Below are 18549 nucleotides of genomic sequence, written 5' to 3' on the forward strand. Positions count from 1 at the left end.
CTTCTCCAGGAACACAAGGAGGAGCGGTAACCGTGCCTGATCCGCAGAGTTTGTACGAATGGGAGCCGAAGGGCCTGGCTGTGGTCGACATGGCGCTCGCCCAGGAGTCGGCCGGCCTGGTCATGCTCTACCACTTCGAGGGCTACATCGACGCGGGTGAGACCGGCGAGCAGATCGTTGACGGCCTGCTCGAATCGCTGCCGCACCAGGTCGTGGCCCGCTTCGACCACGACCGCCTGATCGACTACCGCGCCCGGCGTCCGCTGCTGACGTTCAAGCGCGACCGCTGGGCGGCGTACGAGACACCCGCCCTGGAGGTCCGTGTCGTCCAGGACGCCACGGGCGCGCCGTTCCTGCTGCTGTCCGGGCCCGAGCCCGACGTGGAGTGGGAGAGGTTCGCCGCGGCCGTCGAGGAGGTGGTCGAGCGCCTGGGCGTCCGCCTCGCGGTCAACTTCCACGGCATCCCGATGGGCGTCCCGCACACCCGCCCCGTGGGCATCACCCCGCACGGCAACCGCACCGACCTCACGCCCGGCCACCGCAGCCCCTTCGAGGAGGCGCAGGTCCCCGGCTCCGCCGAGGCGCTGGTCGAGTACCGGCTGATGGAGGCGGGCCACGACGTGCTCGGCGTCGCCGCCCATGTGCCGCACTACGTCGCCCGCTCCGCCTACCCGGACGCGGCGCTCACCGCGCTGGAGGCGATCACGGCCGCGACCGGCCTGGTCCTGCCGTCCGTCGCGCACGCCCTGCGCACCGAGGCGCACCGCACCCAGACGGAGATCGACCGCCAGATCGGCCAGGGCGACGAGGAGCTGGTCGCACTGGTCGAGGGCCTTGAGCACCAGTACGACGCGGTCGCGGGCGCGGAGACGCGGGGCAACCTGGTCGCCGAACCGGCGGACCTGCCGTCGGCGGACGAGATCGGCCTCGAATTCGAGAAGTTCCTCGCCGAGCGCGAGGGCGACATCTGACCGGCTCGTCCGTGCCCGCTGCCCGTCACCCCCGCCCGCGGGGGTGACGGGCAGCGGGCATTAGGCTGCCGGACATGCTGAAAGTGGGCCTGACCGGTGGCATCGGAGCCGGTAAGAGCGAAGTGTCCCGGCTGCTCGTCGGCCACGGCGCCGTCCTCATCGACTCGGACCGCATCGCCCGCGAGGTGGTCGAGCCCGGCACCCCCGGACTCGCCGCCGTGGTCGAGGAGTTCGGCCCCGGCATCCTGAGCCCGGACGGCACCCTGGACCGGCCCGCGCTCGGCGCGATCGTCTTCGCCGACCCGGACCGCCTCGCCGCGCTCAACGCGATCGTGCACCCCCTGGTCCGCGACCGCTCCGCCGAACTGGAGAAGGCCGCCGGACCGGACTCCGTGGTCGTCCACGACGTCCCGCTCCTCACCGAGAACGGCCTCGCACCCCTCTACGACCTGGTCGTCGTGGTCGACGCCGCGCCGGAGACCCAGCTCGACCGGCTCGTCCGGCTGCGCGGCATGACCGAGGAGGACGCCCGCGCCCGGATGGCCGCCCAGGCCACCCGCGAGCAGCGGCGCGCCGTCGCCGATGTGGTCATCGACAACGACGGACCGGTCGAGGAGCTGACGGCCCGGGTCCGCGAGGTCTGGGCGGAGCTGGCCCGCCGCGCGGCGCAGGCGGGCTGAGCCGGAACCGTACCGGAATACCCGCGGCCGCCCCCGTGTTCACCCCGGGACGGACCAGGGAAGGATGTCACCGTGCCCGAGAGGACCCCGGAAACCGACGTCATCGACTTCCGCGCGGCCGAGCAGCTGCTCGCCGCACGCGATCCCCGGGGCGCCGTGCGGCTCCTCGACTCGGTGATCGCCGCGCACCCGGAGAACACGGCCGCCCGGCTGCTGCGCGCCCGCGCCTTCTTCGCGGCGGCGCAGCTGCGCCCCGCCGAGCTGGAATTCGAGCTGGTGCTTGAGCGCGAACCGGACAACGCCTTCGCGCACTTCGCCCTCGCCCGCACCTTCGAACGCTCCGGCCACCCCGAGCGCGCCACCCGCCACTTCCGCCTGGCGGCGGCGCTCGACCCGAACCCGGAGTATCTGCGCGCGGCCCGCTTCGAGGACTAGGGCGTGCCCGGCGGCGGCCCCTTGCCGCCGTGCGGGCCGTGGTCGGGGTCGTACGGGGGGATGGAGCGGCCCGGCTGGTAGTGCGGGCCCTGGCGCAGCCGGTGCACGACCACGCACAGGTCCACCAGGACCAGCAGGAGCAGCACCCCGCAGACGGCGGCCCAGCCGGTGCGGCCGTTCACGGCGAAGGCCGTCACCCCGAAGACGGCCCAGGCCAGGCCCCATAGACTCAGCCAGAGCCGCATCCGCAGCGGACTGCGGGCGGTCGTCGGTTCATTGCCGGTACGCATGGCATCGCCTCCCTACCAGGATGGACCCACGGTCGGACAGGTGCGGCACGACGGTGCGGAAAGGGCGGGGGCCGACGGTGATCGGTACGACGACGGGGGCGGGGCTCACGGCCCGCCGGGCCAGGGTGCGCGGATGTCTGCTGGGCGGGGCGATCGGGGACGCCCTGGGCAATCCGGTCGAATTCCTGTCGCTCGCGGGCATCCGGCGCGCGCACGGCGAGCAGGGCGTACGCGGCCTGACACCGGACGACGAAGGGGTCGTCGGCCGGATCACGGACGACACCCAGATGACGCTGTTCACCGCCGAGGGGCTGATCCGGGCGCACTCGCGCGCCATGGCCAAGGGCATCGGCGGCGCCGAGACGGCCATCGTCAGGAACGCGTACCTGCGCTGGCTGGACACCCAGAACCATCCGAAGCCGCCCCACGCCCCGGCCGGGCACCCCGTCCGCAACGGATGGCTCCGGCAACAGCCCTGGCTGTACGCCCAGCGGGCCCCCGGCAACGCCTGCCTGACCGGCCTCGCGGCCGCCCATGTCCCGGACCCGACGGGCCCGGTCGGTGAGCCCGGGCCGGTCAACACCGGGTCCAAGGGCTGCGGCACGGTCATGCGGTCCGCGCCCTTCGGCCTGACCGGCGAGGACCCCGCCACCGGCTTCGCGCTCGCCGCCCGGTGCGCGCAGATCACCCACGGCCACCCCACCGGCGCTTACGCGGCCGGGGCGCTCGCGGCGATCGTCGGATATCTCCTGGAGGGCGACTCGCTGCCGGGCGCCGTGCTGCGGGCCATGGAACTGCTCGCCAGGCACCGGGGCCACGAGGAGACCACGGCGGCCCTGCGCGCGGCCGTCGACTTGGCCGCGCGGGGCGTGCCCAGCGCCGAGAAGGTGGAGTCCCTGGGCCAGGGCTGGGTGGCGGAGGAGGCGCTGGCCATCGCGGTGTACTGCGCACTCGTCCGGCCCGGCGCGGACCAGGTCGCCGAGGCCCTGCTGCTCTCGGTCAACCACTCCGGCGACAGCGACTCCACCGGCGCGGTCTGCGGCAACCTCCTCGGCGCCCACCACGGCGACACCCGCCTCCCTCCGCACTGGCTGGCGCGGACGGAGGGACGCGGGGTGATCGCCGAGGTGGCCGACGACCTGTGCCTGGAGTTCGAGCACGCCGTCGAGTGGCCGCAGGACCGCTACCCGGGCTGCTGAGTCCCGGGCACGGTCCGCGCGGTCAGTCGGTCAGCAGCTTCGCCCGCAGCGCCGCCACGGTCGCCGCGTCGAGCTTCAGCCCCTCCCGTACGTACGTGTCGAAGTCGCCGTAGATGTGGTCCACCTCGGCGTACGCGGCGCGCAGCCAGCTCAGCTCCACGGCCTTCGGGTCGCCGGTGTACGCGTTGCTGGCCAGGAAGTCCGCCTCGACCGTGGCCCGGGGGACACCGAGCAGGGTGAGCAGGACGGCCGTGCCCCAGCCGGTGCGGTCCTTGCCCGCGCTGCAGTGGAAGACCGTGGCGCCGGAGGTGTTCGTGGCGACGGCCGTGACGAGGTCGTGGAAGGCGTAGTCCGCGCCCACGAAGTTGACCATGAACGGGTAGCCGATGGACTGGCCGAGGTCGGACGAGCCGGAGAAGAGCCCGGCGGCGACGGCCTCCGCCAGGGTCATCAGGGCCGAGTCGTGGAAGCGGATGCCGTGGGCGAGCGAGACGACGTCCGCGACCTGGTAGCGCACCCCGGCGGGCAGCCGGTCCGGGGCGTCGTGGCGCTCCTGGGCGTTGCGCAGGTCGACGTCGAGCGTGAGTCCCTGGGAGCCCAGCCACTGCTGGTCGGCGTCGGTGAGGCCGCTCAGCTTGTTGGAGCGGTAGACCAGGCCCGGGCGCACCCAGCGCCCGTCCGTGGTGCGGTAGCCGCCGATGTCCCGGAAGTTACGGGCCGAGGCCAGGCCGGGCGACCGGTCGGCGACCACGAGCGGGCTGCCGCTGTCCGGGACCAGCCGGAAGTACCAGCGCCCCGCCGCCGGGAGCGTGCCCGGGGCGACGGTCAGCGAGCCGGTGCCGGGGGCCGAGCCGAGCGCGGTGCCGGTGGTGGCGTCGGGCGAGGTGACGGCGGTGACGGTCACCGATCCGGCGGGCGAGGCCCAGGACAGGGTGTGGCCGCCGTCGGCGGTGCGGGTGGCGGTGGCCGCCGTGAACGGGACGGCGGACTGCGCGACGGCGGCCGGAGCGGTCGAGCGCGGCGCGGCGAGGGCGGCCGGGGCCATGACCGTACCGGTGAGAAGGGCGGTGGCGAGGACGGCTCCGGCGATGCGGTGCGTACGCATGGTGCTCCTTGTCGTGACCCTGCGGGGCAGGGGAGGCGTCAGGAGATCGGGGTGGCGGTGCACGGGGTGGTGCCGCAGACATTGATGACCCGGCCGGTGGTCAGGAAGGTGGCCTTCTGCTGACGTGCGGCGGGCGAGTTGCGGGGATCTTCGTGCGGGTCGTGCCCGTACGCCGGTCCGGCGGGCGGGGTGTTGGTGACCGGGGGCGTGGGCGTACCGCTGTCCCAGACGGTCATCGCCGAGCCCCGGTACGGCAGTTGGCGCGTGCCGATGCGCCGGATGCCCCAGTACGGGACGGCGTCCGGGCTGCGGCCCGGGGCGAGCGCGGGGGTCAGCAGCCGGGCGCCGATGGTGCGTGCCTCCACGTCGGCCGCCGCGTTGGCGACCTGGTGGTCGCCGTACGCGATGTGCATCAGGACCTGGTGGCGGTCGGTGAGGTGGTTGGCGTACGCATTGGTCTCGCCCCGGTCCCAGACCATCTGGAAGAGCTGGAGGACCAGTTGCTGGTGCAGCTTGTCCGGGTAGGCGGCGTCCAGGACCTGCTGGAACGGGGCGAAGTCGGCGCTGCGGTTGAGGAGCAGGCCGTAGTTCATGCCGGTGACGCCGAGCACCCCGCGCCGGATGTCGGCGGAGGCGGCGACGAGCGCGCCGCCGAGGATGCCGCCCTGGCTGTTCCCGTCGTACGCGAGGCCGTGCCGGGTGTCCACGAGCGGACGTCCGTCGGCGGTGCGGAACGCCGGGTCGGTGGTCAGGCCCTCGGCGTGGATCAGGGCGCGGCCGAGGAAGAGGGCGTTGAGCATGCCCTGCTCGCTGCGCTCGGGGACGGCCGGGAAGCGGCTCGGGTCGGCGAGCGCGGCCAGCACGACGGGGACGTCGTCCTTGGCCATGCCGATCCAGTCCGTCGCGCAGAACGTGAAGTCGTGCTCGGCGGCCATGTCCTTGACGTTGCCCGCGCCGACCTCGTTGCGTGAGCCCAGCAGCCCGTGCCCGTACAGCGAGGGGTGCGACGGGCTGCGGAAGGCGGCGCGCGGGATCTCGCAGCGGAACGCGGCCGTCTGGGTGCTGCCGGGCAGCGCGCGCGGCGTGCCGTTCCGGTCGCGGTTCAGCACCGCGCCGGGCGGCCCGCCGGGTGCGTCCAGATAGCCCGGGACGGTGATCTCGCCGGTGACCTCGCGGGCGATCCGGGCGTCCTGCTCCGCGGTGAGATCGGTGACCCCGGTGACCTTGAAGGCGGGCGAGCGGTCGCCGAGCCCGCGGAACGCGTCGTCGCGGATGGTGAACAGGTCGCCGGTGAGGCTGCGCGTGGAGGCGACCGTGAAGTCCCAGGCGAGGTTGAGCCCTTGCGTGGGGACGCCCGCCCGGCGCAGCGCGGACAGCGCGGGCCGCAGCCGGTCCTGGCGGGCGCGCAGCGGATCGTGCGCGGGCAGTCGCTTCCCGGCGACGGCGGCGAAGGGGGCGGCGGCCGGGAGCGTACGGCCCGACGCGTCCTTGAGGTGGCGCAGCGCCACGGCGTAGTGGTGGCCGTCGAGGAAGTTGCGGGCCGGGTGGATCAGCAGGGCCCGGCGCGCGGGGTCGGTGGCGTTGCTGTCGGGCTCCGCCCAGTACGGCCACCGCTCACCGGTCGTGGTGTCCAGCAGGACGACCGGCGCGTCCCGGTCGAGGGACCGGCCGATGTCGGTGAGCGGGGCCGCGCCGGTCTCCGTCAGGTCGAGGCCCGGCACCTGGGCGATCAGCGTGGAGCCGGGCGAGAAGCCGTCCGACCGGTTCCAGGCGGCCGGGTCGACGGCCTGCCCGGTCGCGGGCCGGGGCAGCACCGAGGCGTCGAAGGCCACCCGGCGGCCCGTGTCGGTGCCGGGGTCGGGCCGGGTGTACCAGTCGTTGGGGAACGGCAGCAGGCACTCGGCGGGTGCCAGCGGGTCGCAGCCCCGCGCCGGGGGAGGGTCCGCCGGGGCCGCGTGGGCGGGCGGGGCGAGGAGCGCGGCGGCGCCGAGCGCCGCGGCGAGCAGGCCGGCGAGTGTCCGCTGCCGCACGGGTCAGCTCCCCTGGAGGTGGTCGCCGATGATGCGCGCGTAGGCGGCCTCACCACGCTGGTTCGGGTGCAGCGGGGCGGCCGAAGCGGTGGGCACGTACCCCTCGACCCATTTGTCGGACGGGGCCTGGCAGGCGTCGTGGCCCTTGCTCGGCGTGGCGACGTCGATGTACTCGGCGCCGTGCGCGGCGCTCTGCTCGGCGATCACCGCGTTCATCCGGTTCACGCTGCCCTGCAGGAAGTCCGCGTCGACCGGCAGCACGGGCTGCAACGGCCAGCAGCCGCCCGGCTTGATGTAGAGCCCGTACCCCGTCACGAGAACCCTGGCCTGCGGCGAGCGCTGGTGGATTCCGTCCAGTACGGCTCCGAGGCGCGGCGCGAACGCGTCGATCCGCTGCGCCACCTGGTCGACCCCGCCCTCGGTCAGCTTGTCCTTGCACGGCGTCGCGGTCGGGTCGAGCTGCATGCAGTCCTGCGCGATGCCGACGAGACCGGCGTCGTTGCCGCCGATGGTGAGGGTCACCAGGTCGGTGTCGGCGCGCAGTGCGTCGAACTGGGGCGCCGCCGAACCCATCGGCACGTCGAGCAGGGACAGCGACTGCTTCTCCGTCATGTGCTTGGACTGGGCTCCGCTGCACGTGACGTCACGCAGGGAGGCGCCGATGCTCGCCGCCAGCTCGTGCGCGTAGTTGTGGGTGGAGCGGCCGCAGGCCAGCGGCCCCGTGATGTCCGGGATGAGCGGCCCCGAGGCCATCGAGTCGCCGAGTGCGACGTACTGCACGGGGTCGTCGGCGCTCGCGGCCCAGGCGCCGGACGCGGTGGTGCCGACGGCCAGGGAGGCCAGGGCGGCGGCGGTGGCGGCTCCTCTGACCGTACGACAGAAAGTTTTGTTCCGGGACGCGTTCATGACGACCTCCGGTGCGCTATGAGTGGGGGGCATGGCGGGTGTCGCCGGTCATCATGCAGACTCGAAGGCCGTCGTTTAACTGGTGGGTAACGCAGACTTCGCCGGGGGCTTTTGTGACGCGTGACAATGAACGGGCCGCGGACCAGGAGCCGTTGGCCATCGCCGGACGCCCGGTGGCGGTACGGCTGCGGGCCCGCGTCCCCGCGCTGACCACCCGGGTGGTCGCCCGTCTTCTCAGTGACCTCCCGGTCTACGCGGAGCTGCCGCACGAGGAGATCGCGGGCGACATCGCGGACATCGTCCAGCACAACCTGAGGCTCTTCGCGGACGTCCTCGAACACCGCAGGGCGGCCACCGACGGCGAACTCGCCCAGCAGCGGGACTCGGCGGCCCAGCGCGCCGAGGAGGGCGTGCCGCTGGACGCCATCCTCACCGCCTACCAGGTGGGCGTCGCGATGTGCTGGGAGGAGACCGCGCAGGACGCCGGGCCCGGGGACCTGCCCGCCGTGCTGGAGATCATGGACCGCATCCTCGTCCTCCAGCAGCAGCTGACCTCCGCGGTGAGCGGCGCCTATCTGGAGGCCCGGCAGATACTGGACAGCCAGGAGCACGGTGGCCGGCACGCGCTGATGGCCGCGCTGCTGACCGGTGAGGACCTGGACGGCTTCACCCGCCGCACCGGTCTGCGCCCGGCCGCCCGCTATCTGACGATGACGCTCGCGCTGGCCCCGCACCCGGACGAGACGGGGACGGGGCTGCCACAGGTGCCCGGGGCTGCTTCCGCTTCCGGTTCCGGGGCGGGCGCGGGCGTGGCCGCGCGGCGGAAGATACGGCGCATCCGGACGGCCCTCGACCGGTTCGCCGGGACGCCCGCGCTGACCGCGCTGGACGCGTCCGGCGGCACCGTCCTGCTGCCCGTCGCGGAGCCGCCGCGGTGGGACGGGCCCGGAGGGCTGTGCGACCTGATCGCCGAGGCCACCCGGGCGGCGGGGGTCCCCATCACGGCCGCCGCCGAGACCGCCTCCCCGGACGGGGTGCCCGCGGCGGTGGCCCGCAACGCCGAGATCGTGGACCTGGTGGCCCGCACCGGCCGGGCCCCCGGCCTCTACCGGCTGTCCGACGTGCTCCTGGAGTACCAGCTGAGCCGCCCCAGCGAGGCGCTGCGCGGGCTAGCGGGCCTGCTGAGCCCGCTGGACGCCAAGCCGGAGCTGCTGCACACGCTGGAGACGTACCTCGGACACGGCCTCGACCGCCGGGCCGCGGCGGCGGCGCTGCACGTCCATCCCAACACCGTCGACTACCGCATCCGCCGCATCGACCGCCTCACCGGCCTCTCCCCGGCCCGCCCCGCCGACCTCCAGCACCTGAGCGCCGCCCTCGTCGCACGCCGCTCGGTCCAGGGGGCGGGAACGCCCGGCCCCGCACGGTCGTTCGGCGGGTATGAGCGGACAACTGGTGCGTGAGGGTTACTCAGGGACCGGGCCGGGCGCGATCACCCCGGACGGCTGCGCGGTCGAGCTGTACGCCCGACTGGCCGTGGGCGACGAACCGGACGTGATCGAGGCGGCCGTCCCGGCCGGCGCCCACATCCTGGAGCTGGGCTGCGGGGCGGGCCGGGTGACGCACCCGCTGGCCGGGCGCGGCTTCCGGATCACCGCCGTGGACGAGTCGCCGCAGATGCTGGAGCGGGTGCGCGGGGCGCGGACGGTGTGCTCCCCGATCGAGTCCCTGGACCTCGGCGACGAGACCTTCGACGCCGTCGTGCTCGCATCGTTCCTGGTGCACGCGGGCGACCCCCGGGTGCGCGACGGGCTGCTGCGGACCTGCCGCCGCTACGTGCGCGACGGGGGCGTGGTGCTCTTCCAGCGCGAGGGGGCGGACTACCACGACGGGCTCCCGCGCGAGCGCGTCCACCCCGCCGGATACACCGTGCGCATCGTCTCCTCGGAGCCGGTCGGCGGCGGGGTGCGCTCGGTGCGCGCGGAGTACGAGTTCGACGACGCCCGGTGGACGCAGACCTTCCGGTCCCGCCCGCTGACGGAGGAGGAGTTCGCGGGGCACCTCGAGAGGGCGGGCCTGAGGGTGGACCGCCGGCTCACGGACGACGGGGTCTGGGTGCGCGCGGTGCCCGTATAGCGGTCAGTGGATGGTGCTGAAGCTGCGCCAGGGGCGGGCGTTCGGCGCGTTGACGTCCGAGAAGGTGGTCGCGAGGTACGTGGTGCCCGGCCCTGTGCAGTCGGGCGTCCGGTACAGCACGATGTCGACCAGGGTCTCGTTGGCCACCTCTTTCGCGCCGGCCGGGGCGAGCCGGTGGCAGCCCTTGACCGAGGGGCTGTTCACCTCGATCACCGCGTCCCGCTCGGTGGTGTAGATGACCGGGCCGACCGCGGTCCGGCCGAGGCCCGAACAGCCTGCGACGGTGAGGGTCAGGAGCACGGCCTGGGCGGCGATGCCGAGCCGGCGGCGTCGGCGGTCGATCACGGGCATGAGCGGATCCTCGTCTGTCTCGTCACCACGCACACCGCGGGTGTACGTGCCGGTGCCGCTCACCCTGCCCGCTTCCCCCGGCCCCGGCACCCGGGGAGCGGCCGGGCGGGGGAGGGCGTACGCGCCCGGCTTACGCGCAGGGGTTCGACCCGGAGCGGAACCAGGCATACCGTGGTATTAGCGCACGAAGAGGTGCGAGGCCGAGAGCCGGGGTTGTCCGGCTGGCAGGGGGCCGTCATGGTCCAGGACCTCTTGATCGCGGTGGTCGCGGCAGCGGCGCTGGGCGCCCTGTATCTGGCGGCGGCCGCCAGGGTCGTCAGGCAGTACGAACGGGGCGTGGTCCTCAGGCTGGGCCGCCTCCGCGACGAGGTGCGCCCGCCGGGGTTCACGATGGTGCTGCCGGGCTTCGACCGGCTGCGCAAGGTCAACATGCAGATCGTGACCATGCCCGTGCCGGCGCAGGACGGGATCACCCGGGACAACGTCACGGTCCGGGTGGACGCCGTCATCTACTTCAAGGTGGTCGACCCGGCGAGCGCCGTCGTGGAGGTCGAGGACTACCGCTTCGCGGTCTCGCAGATGGCGCAGACGTCCCTGCGTTCCATCATCGGCAAGAGCGATCTGGACGACCTCCTCTCCAACCGGGAGAAGCTGAACCAGGGACTGGAGCTGATGATCGACAGCCCCGCGGTCGGCTGGGGCGTGCAGATCGACCGGGTCGAGATCAAGGACGTCTCGCTGCCGGAGACCATGAAACGCTCCATGGCCCGCCAGGCCGAGGCCGACCGTGAGCGGCGCGCCCGGGTCATCAACGCGGACGCGGAGCTCCAGGCGTCCAAGAAGCTGGCCGAGGCGGCCTCCGAGATGTCCGCCCAGCCGGCCGCGCTCCAGCTGCGACTGCTCCAGACCGTGGTGGCCGTGGCGGCCGAGAAGAACTCCACGCTGGTGCTGCCGTTCCCGGTGGAGCTGCTGCGGTTCCTGGAACGGGCCCAGCAGGGGGCGCCGGGGGCGCCCGAGGTCGCGCGGCCCCCGGACTCCGGTACGCCGGACCCGCGCCCGGCAGCCGCTTCCGAGGACGCCGGTGCGCCGGACCCGCGCCCGGCCGCCGCCTCCGGACCGTACGTCCGGCACTGACCGGGCGGCACGCAGACGCCGGCCGCCGCCGGCCCCGTACGAGCTGCGGGAACGGCGGGGGCCGGGCCTCGCCGGAGCCCGTTGTCAGAGCCCCCGCCTAGACTCGCGGAGCAGTGGGACCGGTACGGGTGATCCGTGCTGACCAGGGACGAAGGGCGCGAGGGGAGGGACCGATGAGCACCGCACCGCGGCCGGGGGACGCGGACGACGGCCGTCTGCTGCGCTGCGCCGCCGTCTTCCTGCCCGGCACGCCGCCGCGCCGGGGCCGCGTGGCCTTCTGGGACCCGCTCGACGCCCCGCTCCCCGCGACCGACGGCGCCCGGAGCGAGGAGATCACGGTCGTCCGGCCGCACGGCGCCGGGAGCGAGGTCCGCCCGCAGGCCGTGCCCGCGCTCCTGCTCACCGTCGCCGATGCCCTGCCCCTGCTCGCCCGCGCCCGCCACCTGCGCTCCGCCCACCCGGCCACCCGCGCCTGGGGCGCCGCCGCCCTGCACGCGCTGCACCTGGTGGCCGGCGGCCGCATGCTCCCCGGGCTGACCGCCGACGACCACGACGCCTGGCGGGCCGGCCCGCGCGACGCCGGGGACGTCGCCCACCTCCGCGCGGTGGCCGCCGCTTTGCCCTGGGAGGGGCACGCCGTCCCGCTGCCCGGCCCGCCCCCGCTCCGGCTCCCCGACCCCGAGGCGCTGACCGGCGCCTTCCTCGACGCCGTCGCCGACGCGCTGCCCCGGACGCCCGCCGCCGCCTTCGCCGCGGGCGCCCCCTTCGCGGCGGCCGAGCCCCAGCGTCTGCCCGGCGCCCGGGAATGGGCCGTCGAGGTCGCCTCGGGCCTGGACGCCGGGGTCCGGATCTCGCTCCGCCTGGACCTCTCCGCGTACGAACTCTTCGACACGAGCGGCCCCGACGCGGCGGCCGGCACCCCCGACCGGCATGCCGCGGCCGCCGTCACCCAGGTGCACAGCCTCGCCGACCCCACCTACGTGGTCGACGCCGCCGCCCTCTGGGCCGGCGAGGCGGGCGAGCCCTTCGGCCCCCGGGCCCGGATCGACACCGCGCTCGCCCTGCGGCGCGCCGCCCGCGTCTGGGCCCCGCTCGAACGGCTCCTTGACCAGCCGGTCCCCGATGTGCTGGCCCTCGGCGAGGACGAGCTGTACGAGCTGCTGGGCGACGCCGGCAGCCGCCTCGCCGCTGCCGGGGTGAGCGTCCACTGGCCCAGGGAGCTGGCCCGCACCCTCACCGCCGCGGCCGTGGTCAGGCCCGCGCCCGGGACGGCCACCGACGGCACCGCGTTCTTCGACGCCGAACAGCTCTTCGCGTTCGACTGGCAGCTCTCGCTCGGCGACGAGCGGCTGACCGAGGCCGAGATGGACGTGCTCGCCGAGGCCCACCGCCCCGTGGTGCGGCTGCGGGACCAGTGGGTCGTCGTGGACCCGGCGCTGGTCCGCAAGGCCCGCAAGCGGGAGCTGGGCCTGCTCGACCCGGTGGACGCCCTGGCCGTCGCCCTGACCGGCAGTGCCGAGGTGGACGGCGAGCAGGTCGAGGCGGTGCCCGCCGGAGCGCTCGCGGAGCTGCGCGCCCGCCTCCTCACCGACGACGCCCCGCTCGCCCCGCCGCCCGGACTCCACGCCACGCTCCGGGACTACCAGCTGCGCGGCCTGGCCTGGCTGGACCGGATGACCTCCCTCGGCCTCGGCGGCTGCCTCGCCGACGACATGGGCCTCGGCAAGACGATCACCCTGATCGCCCTCCACCTCCACCGCGCCCACCCCGCGCCCACCCTGGTCGTCTGCCCCGCCTCCCTGCTGGGCAACTGGCACCGCGAGATCAACCGCTTCGCCCCCGGCGTCCCCGTGCGCAGATTCCACGGCACCGGCCGCACCCTCGCCGGAGCGGACCGGGGCTTCGTCCTCACCACGTACGGCACCATGCGCTCCAGCGCCGCCGAGCTCGCCGCCCACGGCTGGGGCCTGGTCGTCGCCGACGAGGCGCAGCACGTCAAGAACCCCCACTCCTCCACCGCGAAGGCCCTGCGCACCATCCCGTCCCCGGCCCGTGTCGCCCTCACCGGCACCCCGGTCGAGAACAACCTCTCCGAGCTGTGGGCGCTGCTCGACTGGACCACGCCCGGACTGCTCGGCCCGCTCAAGGCGTTCCGGGCCCGCCACGCCCGGATCGTGGAGAACACCGGCACGGCAGCCGGCCTCGGCAACGACGAGGCGGTGGAGCGGCTGTCCCGGCTCGTCCGGCCGTTCCTGCTGCGCCGCAAGAAGTCCGACCCCGGAATCGCGCCCGAGCTGCCGCCCAAGACGGAGACCGACCACCCCGTCTTCCTCACCCGCGAGCAGGCCACGCTGTACGAGGCCACGGTGCGCGAGACCATGGCGTACATCGAGGCGTCCGAGGGCATCGCCCGGCGCGGCCTGATCATGAAGCTGCTGGCCTCGCTCAAGCAGATCTGCAACCACCCCGCGCAGTATCTGAAGGAGGACGCCGCCCGGCTCACCGGCCGCTCCGGGAAGCTCGCCCTCCTGGACGAACTGCTCGACACCATCCTCGCCGAGGACGGCTCCGTGCTCGTCTTCACGCAGTACGTCACGATGGCCCGGCTGCTGTCCGCCCACCTGACCGCCCGCGCGATCCCCTCCCAGCTCCTGCACGGCGGTACGCCGGTGGCCGAGCGGGAACGGATGGTGGACCGCTTCCAGTCCGGCGAGGTCCCGGTCTTCCTGCTCTCCCTCAAAGCGGCCGGCACCGGGCTCAACCTCACCCGGGCCGCCCATGTCATCCACTACGACCGCTGGTGGAACCCGGCGGTCGAGGAGCAGGCCACGGACCGGGCCTACCGCATCGGCCAGACCCAGCCCGTCCAGGTGCACCGGCTGATCGCCGAGGGCACGGTGGAGGACCGGATCGCCGAGATGCTGCTCGCCAAGCGGGCGCTGGCCGACGCCGTCCTCGGCAGCGGCGAGAGCGCGCTCACCGAGCTGAGCGACCGTGACCTGGCCGACCTCGTCTCCCTCCGGAGGCCGTCATGAGCCCCGCGCCCCGCCGCCCCGGCGCCCCCCGCCCCACCACCGGACCGCTCGCCGCCCGCCCCGGCGCCCGCTCCCGCCCCGGCCCCGACGATCTGCGGCGCACCTTCGAGGCCGTCCCGGCGCGCGCGTCCGGGGAGGGCGAGCCGTTCGCGGAGAGCTGGTGGGGCCGGGCCTGGGTGGCGGCGCTCGAATCCCTGTCGATGGACGCCCCCCGCCTCGCCCGGGGCCGGGACTACGCGGACGGCGGCCACGTCGCCGCGATCACCGTCACACCGGGGCACGTCGTCGCCTATGTGCACGGCAGCCGCCCCCGGCCGTACCGCGCGGAGCTCCGGCTGCGTACGTTCCCCGACCCCGGCTGGGACACCCTGCTCGACGCGGTCGCCGCCCGGCCCGGCCACCTCGCCGCGCTGCTCGCCAAGGAGATGCCGCACTCGCTGGCCGACACGGCGACCGACGCGGGCATGACCCTGCTGCCCGCCCCGGGCGACCTGGACCCCGCCTGCACCTGCCCCGACCGGGGCCGCCCCTGCAAGCACGTCGCGGCCCTCAGCTACCAACTGGCCCTCCTGCTCGACACCGACCCGTTCGTCCTGCTCCTGCTGCGCGGCCGGGGCGAGCGCGAGCTGCTGGAGGAGCTGGCCCGGCGCAACGCCGCGCACTCCGCCCGCGAGCGGCCCCCCGCCCCCGACACCCCGTCCGTCCCCGCCGAAGAGGCACTGGCCGACCGCTTCCTGCCTCCGCTGCCCGCGCCCTTCCCCGTCGACCCGCATCCGGGCCGCCCGCCGGCCTACCCCGTCCTCCCGGGCGCCCGGGACCCGCTCGCCCTGGACCAGCTCGCCACCGACGCGGCAGCCCGCGCCCACGCCCTGCTGACCACCGGCCACGACCCGCTCGCCGGGCTCACCACCTGGCAGGACGCCGTCCGTCTCGCCGCCGCCGGGCCCACCGCCGGGCTCACCGCGACGACCCGCGCCCTCTACCGGGAGCTGGCCGCCGCCACCGGCCGCAATACCACGGACCTGGCCCGCGCCGTGGCCGCCTGGCGGCAGGGCGGGGCTGAGGGGCTCGCGGTCCTGGAGACCCCGTGGGACCCGCCGGCCGGCCCGTTCGACCGAGCCCGCCCGGCCCTCGCCGCCGCCGGCTTCCCCCGCTTCCAGCCCTGGCGCAACCACCTCACGCACCCCGGCGGCGCACTCCAGCTCCGCTTCGGCCGCGACGGCCGCTGGTACGGCTACGAGTCGGACCCGGGTCAGGACGAGTGGTGGCCGCGCGCCGCGCCGGACCACGACCCGGTCGGCGCCCTTCTGGAGCTCACCGGCGGCTGAGGGGCCCGCCGCTCAACCGCCGCACCCGGCCGGCAGAACCGCGTCGACCACGGCAGCGGCGAATCCGGGCGGTACGGGCTCGTTCCGGAGCGCCGCCCGCACCCACACGGCTCCGGTGATCAGGTCGAGCAGCAGCTTGGGGTCGGCCCCCGGAGGCAGCTCCCCGCGTGCGGCGGCCCGTTCGAACACCGGCTGCTCGCGCGCGAACCGGTCCGCGAAGAAGTCCCGGGCCAGCGCGGCGAGGTCGTCGTCGGCCGGCCCCGTCCCCGAGGCCAGGGCCCGCACGACCGCCCGCGTCCGTACGCCGGTGACCAGGGCGGCCACCTGCTCGGTCAGGGCGATCAGGTCCCCGCGCAGCGAACCGGTGTCGGGGACCTCGATGTCCAGTACTCGGGCCCGGAGCAGCGCCGCCCGCAGCAGCGCCGCCTTCGACGGCCACCAGCGGTAGATCGTCGTCTTGTTGACGCCCGCCTCCTGGGCGACGGCCTCGATGGCGAGCCCCGCGTACCCGCGCTCGGCGAGCAGCCGCAGCGTGGCGTCGAAGATCGCCTCGGCGGCGCGGGGGCCCTTACCGGGGCGGGGGCGCGGGGCAGGGGTGGACATGGCGGCTCCGGAGAAAAGTGCAACGCAACGTTGCGTTGCATTATAGGCTGCGACCGATCACCGGAACGCGACACACAGGGGGATGCTCATGAAGGACGACCGGGACTCCGGGGTCTCCGCGGCCGTGACCTGGGGGTTGCTGGCCGCCTGGGCGGCCAACGACCTGGAGGAGATCGCCACCATGGCGGGCTGGCACCGGACCGCGCGGCCGCGGCTGAGGAAGCGCCTGCCGTGGGTGCCCGACCGGGTGTGGGACCGGGCGGCGCCCTCGCAGCGCGAGGTGAACGCGGCCATCGGCCTGATGGGCGTGCTCATCGCGGCGGCCGCCGCCGACGGGGCGCGCACGGGCGGCCGCAGCCCGTTCTTCCGTACCGTCCTGGCCGGATTCGGGCTCCACGGGGTGGTGCACCTGGCCCAGTCGGCGGCGTACGGCGGCTACACGCCGGGCGTGGCCACCTCGCCGACCGTCGTCATCCCGTATTCGCTCTGGGCGCTGCGCCGTCTGCGCGCGGCGGACATCCCGGTCGGCGGCGCCCGCGACGCGGCGCTCGGGCTGGCACTCCTCCCGGCCGCCGTGGCGGGCGCGCACGCGGCGGCCAGGGTGCTGACCCGAACCCGTACTTCCGGCGCCTGACACGCCCCGGCGGGCCCGGCCCCGTAGACCCGGCGCCTGATGCGCCCAGGCGGGCCCGGCCCGTACGCCCGGCGCGGGAGCGCCCCGCCCTCAGAAGTCCGCCGTCAGCCGCTCCTCCAGCCGGCCCACCGAGTCCTGGGCGTACTGCTTCTCGTACGCGTCGCGGATGCGCTCGATCTGGCGGCCGCGCAGCCGGGCCTCGGAGGCCGGGTAGAGCAGGGTCAGCTCGTAACTGCGCTCGCGCTCGATGACGCCGTGGGAGTCGCGCCACTGCCCCCGGCCGTCCTGGATGGTCAGCCCGTTGGGGAAGCGCGGGGTGACCTCCTCGTCGATGAACGCGAGGAACTGCCGGTCGGTCACCACCGGTCCGCCGTCCGGGCGTTCGGTGCCGAAGAGCAGCCGGGTCTCGATGTAGTCCTTCCCCCGCACGGCCCCCGCCACCGCGGGGCGGGGCTCCGGCGAGGCGCCCGAACCGAGGGTCGCGTACGCGACGGGGGTGCCCACCGCCAGGACGGCGAGCCCCGCCGTGGCGGCGACGAGTGCGGTCCGCCGGTGCGGGCGGCGACGGTCGTCGGGGGTGCCGGCCGGGTCGCTCGCGGCGGCCGTGCGGGACAGGAGAGGCATGGGGGAGCCCTTCGATCCGGAAACGGGTGAGGCGCAGACGCGCGGGCCTCACTGTCGCAAGCGGGCACCGGCCGAGGGCGGCGGAAGCCGGGCGTCACCGGGAAACCACTCGATCGGGCGGGCGTGCACCGGCGCACGGAAGGGCGCCGACCGCCCCGGAAAACCCTTGGCCCAGGCGTCGTTGGCGCTGCTAGCTTCCTGGACGTGGCGAAACTCAATCAGATCATCGCAGTGGAGAAGGGCGTCAAGTCCAAGGCACACCAGGACCTGACGGCGGCGCATCACGGCCTCCAGAAGGCCGGACTCCTGGCCGGGATCTCCCGGACCTACCAGCCGAAGGACGAGGAGGGCGAGCAGCTGCCGCCCGAGTCGACACCGGTGCAGGTCAGGGCCGAGGACGTGCTGCGGGAGACCGCGAAGACGCTCACCCGCCTCTTCGACGTGACCGCCACGAAGGACTGGGCGAACTGCGAGGCGCGCGCCGACGTGACCGTCGACGGCCGCGTCCTGGTGAGTGACGTACCGGTGTCCTACCTGCTCTTCCTGGAGAAGCAGCTCGTCGACGTCAACACCTTCGTCCGCAAGCTGCCGGTGCTCGACGCCTCCGAGGCGTGGGCCCAGGACCCGTCCACCGACGCCTGGAAGACCGAGCCGGTCCGCACCCTGCGCACCAAGAAGGTGCCCCGCAACCACGTGAAGGCGGAGGCCACCGAGAAGCACCCGGCGCAGGTCGAGGTGTACTACGAGGATGTGCCGATCGGCTACTGGACGACCGTGAAGTTCTCCGGGGCGCTGCCCGCGCGCCGGGTGAACGAACTGCTCGACCGGGTCGAGAAGCTCCAGCAGGCCGTCAAGTTCGCCCGCGAGGAGGCCAACGGCGTGGAGGTCACGGACCAGAGGGTGGGTGACGCCGTCTTCGGTTACCTCTTCGGGTGACCGACCATGGATTCCCCGACGGTGGTCGAAACCGTCGGGGTGCGCGAGGAGCGCAAAGCTGAAACTGAAGTTTGTCGTGACGAAGCGGCTCCGACGGAGACCGTGATCAATCTCAGACTCTCGCTCCAGGCTCAGCATGCGCCGCCTATCGC

At 74.6% G+C, this 18549-nt stretch carries 18 protein-coding genes; 11 read left to right on the forward strand and 7 right to left on the reverse strand.

Going from position 1 to position 18549, the window contains the following annotated elements:
- Nucleotides 1–32: 32 nt before the first annotated feature.
- The 3 genes from AB0L33_RS31090 (at nucleotide 33) to AB0L33_RS31100 (ending at nucleotide 2086) form a co-directional block, all read left to right on the forward strand.
- Nucleotides 33–971, forward strand: coding sequence for a PAC2 family protein (locus tag AB0L33_RS31090; protein WP_365686718.1), 939 nt, complete (start codon nucleotides 33–35; stop codon nucleotides 969–971).
- A 74-nt stretch (nucleotides 972–1045) separates the two neighbouring features.
- Nucleotides 1046–1651: a dephospho-CoA kinase gene (coaE, locus tag AB0L33_RS31095; RefSeq protein ID WP_365686720.1), complete on the forward strand. Its 606-nt coding sequence runs from the start codon at nucleotides 1046–1048 to the stop codon at nucleotides 1649–1651.
- Between the two features lie 72 nt (nucleotides 1652–1723).
- Nucleotides 1724–2086 (forward strand): tetratricopeptide repeat protein, encoded by a 363-nt coding sequence (locus AB0L33_RS31100; protein WP_365686722.1) that lies wholly within the window; start codon nucleotides 1724–1726, stop codon nucleotides 2084–2086.
- Here AB0L33_RS31100 and AB0L33_RS31105 read toward each other — a convergent pair.
- Nucleotides 2083–2376 carry a DUF6343 family protein gene (locus tag AB0L33_RS31105; protein WP_365686724.1) on the reverse strand — a complete coding sequence of 98 codons (294 nt, stop codon included), beginning with the start codon at nucleotides 2374–2376 and terminating at the stop codon, nucleotides 2083–2085. The genes AB0L33_RS31100 and AB0L33_RS31105 overlap by 4 nt on opposite strands.
- A gap of 80 nt (nucleotides 2377–2456) precedes the next feature.
- On the opposite strand from AB0L33_RS31105, the gene AB0L33_RS31110 reads away from it, so the two are divergent.
- Entirely contained in the window at nucleotides 2457–3575 is a 1119-nt protein-coding gene (locus AB0L33_RS31110) for an ADP-ribosylglycohydrolase family protein (RefSeq protein WP_365686795.1), read from the forward strand.
- Between the two features lie 22 nt (nucleotides 3576–3597).
- Here AB0L33_RS31110 and AB0L33_RS31115 read toward each other — a convergent pair whose 3' ends face one another.
- Genes AB0L33_RS31115 through AB0L33_RS31125 form a run of 3 tightly spaced genes read right to left on the reverse strand, consistent with a single transcriptional unit; the run spans nucleotide 3598 to nucleotide 7616 of the window.
- Nucleotides 3598–4680 (reverse strand): tyrosine-protein phosphatase, encoded by a 1083-nt coding sequence (locus tag AB0L33_RS31115; protein WP_365686726.1) that lies wholly within the window; start codon nucleotides 4678–4680, stop codon nucleotides 3598–3600.
- A gap of 38 nt (nucleotides 4681–4718) precedes the next feature.
- On the reverse strand, nucleotides 4719–6710 hold the full coding sequence (locus AB0L33_RS31120; RefSeq protein ID WP_365686728.1) for a hypothetical protein: 1992 nt from the start codon (nucleotides 6708–6710) through the stop codon (nucleotides 4719–4721).
- Nucleotides 6711–6713: 3 nt separating this feature from the next.
- The gene (locus AB0L33_RS31125; RefSeq protein WP_365686729.1) at nucleotides 6714–7616 is read right to left on the reverse strand and encodes an SGNH/GDSL hydrolase family protein; all 903 of its coding nucleotides are present in this window, start codon (nucleotides 7614–7616) and stop codon (nucleotides 6714–6716) included.
- Nucleotides 7617–7768: 152 nt separating this feature from the next.
- Here AB0L33_RS31125 and AB0L33_RS31130 point away from each other — a divergent pair, with 152 nt between their 5' ends.
- Together AB0L33_RS31130 and AB0L33_RS31135 are read left to right on the forward strand one after the other, a co-directional pair.
- On the forward strand, nucleotides 7769–9079 hold the full coding sequence (locus AB0L33_RS31130; protein ID WP_365686797.1) for a helix-turn-helix domain-containing protein: 1311 nt from the start codon (nucleotides 7769–7771) through the stop codon (nucleotides 9077–9079).
- A complete protein-coding gene (locus tag AB0L33_RS31135) occupies nucleotides 9057–9752 on the forward strand; it encodes a class I SAM-dependent methyltransferase (RefSeq protein ID WP_365686730.1) in 696 nt (231 codons plus the stop codon). The genes AB0L33_RS31130 and AB0L33_RS31135 overlap by 23 nt, the downstream gene beginning before the upstream one ends.
- Before the next feature lie 3 nt (nucleotides 9753–9755).
- Here the strand turns inward: AB0L33_RS31135 and AB0L33_RS31140 are convergent, their stop codons facing one another.
- Nucleotides 9756–10103 carry a hypothetical protein gene (locus AB0L33_RS31140; RefSeq protein WP_365686731.1) on the reverse strand — a complete coding sequence of 116 codons (348 nt, stop codon included), beginning with the start codon at nucleotides 10101–10103 and terminating at the stop codon, nucleotides 9756–9758.
- A 237-nt stretch (nucleotides 10104–10340) separates the two neighbouring features.
- Between AB0L33_RS31140 and AB0L33_RS31145 the strand changes: the two genes are divergently transcribed.
- The 3 genes from AB0L33_RS31145 (at nucleotide 10341) to AB0L33_RS31155 (ending at nucleotide 15600) form a co-directional block, all read left to right on the forward strand.
- Nucleotides 10341–11237, forward strand: a complete 897-nt coding sequence (locus tag AB0L33_RS31145) for an SPFH domain-containing protein (RefSeq protein WP_365686732.1) — start codon at nucleotides 10341–10343, stop codon at nucleotides 11235–11237.
- A gap of 173 nt (nucleotides 11238–11410) precedes the next feature.
- A complete protein-coding gene (locus tag AB0L33_RS31150) occupies nucleotides 11411–14272 on the forward strand; it encodes a DEAD/DEAH box helicase (RefSeq protein ID WP_365686733.1) in 2862 nt (953 codons plus the stop codon).
- Nucleotides 14269–15600: an SWIM zinc finger family protein gene (locus AB0L33_RS31155; protein ID WP_365686734.1), complete on the forward strand. Its 1332-nt coding sequence runs from the start codon at nucleotides 14269–14271 to the stop codon at nucleotides 15598–15600. The genes AB0L33_RS31150 and AB0L33_RS31155 overlap by 4 nt, the downstream gene beginning before the upstream one ends.
- Nucleotides 15601–15612: 12 nt before the next feature.
- Here AB0L33_RS31155 and AB0L33_RS31160 read toward each other — a convergent pair whose 3' ends face one another.
- Nucleotides 15613–16203, reverse strand: coding sequence for a TetR/AcrR family transcriptional regulator (locus AB0L33_RS31160; RefSeq protein ID WP_365686736.1), 591 nt, complete (start codon nucleotides 16201–16203; stop codon nucleotides 15613–15615).
- A 124-nt stretch (nucleotides 16204–16327) separates the two neighbouring features.
- Between AB0L33_RS31160 and AB0L33_RS31165 the strand changes: the two genes are divergently transcribed.
- Nucleotides 16328–16837 carry an HXXEE domain-containing protein gene (locus AB0L33_RS31165; protein ID WP_365686798.1) on the forward strand — a complete coding sequence of 170 codons (510 nt, stop codon included), beginning with the start codon at nucleotides 16328–16330 and terminating at the stop codon, nucleotides 16835–16837.
- 90 nt (nucleotides 16838–16927) lie between these two features.
- Here the strand turns inward: AB0L33_RS31165 and AB0L33_RS31170 are convergent, their stop codons facing one another.
- Nucleotides 16928–17461, reverse strand: a complete 534-nt coding sequence (locus AB0L33_RS31170) for a DUF3574 domain-containing protein (RefSeq protein WP_365686738.1) — start codon at nucleotides 17459–17461, stop codon at nucleotides 16928–16930.
- 204 nt (nucleotides 17462–17665) lie between these two features.
- Here AB0L33_RS31170 and AB0L33_RS31175 point away from each other — a divergent pair, with 204 nt between their 5' ends.
- Entirely contained in the window at nucleotides 17666–18397 is a 732-nt protein-coding gene (locus tag AB0L33_RS31175) for a hypothetical protein (RefSeq protein WP_365686740.1), read from the forward strand.
- The last annotated feature ends 152 nt before the right edge of the window (nucleotides 18398–18549 follow it).

Origin of the sequence: Streptomyces sp. NPDC052299 (assembly GCF_040679335.1) — a bacterium.
Classification (GTDB): Bacteria; Actinomycetota; Actinomycetes; order Streptomycetales; family Streptomycetaceae; genus Streptomyces.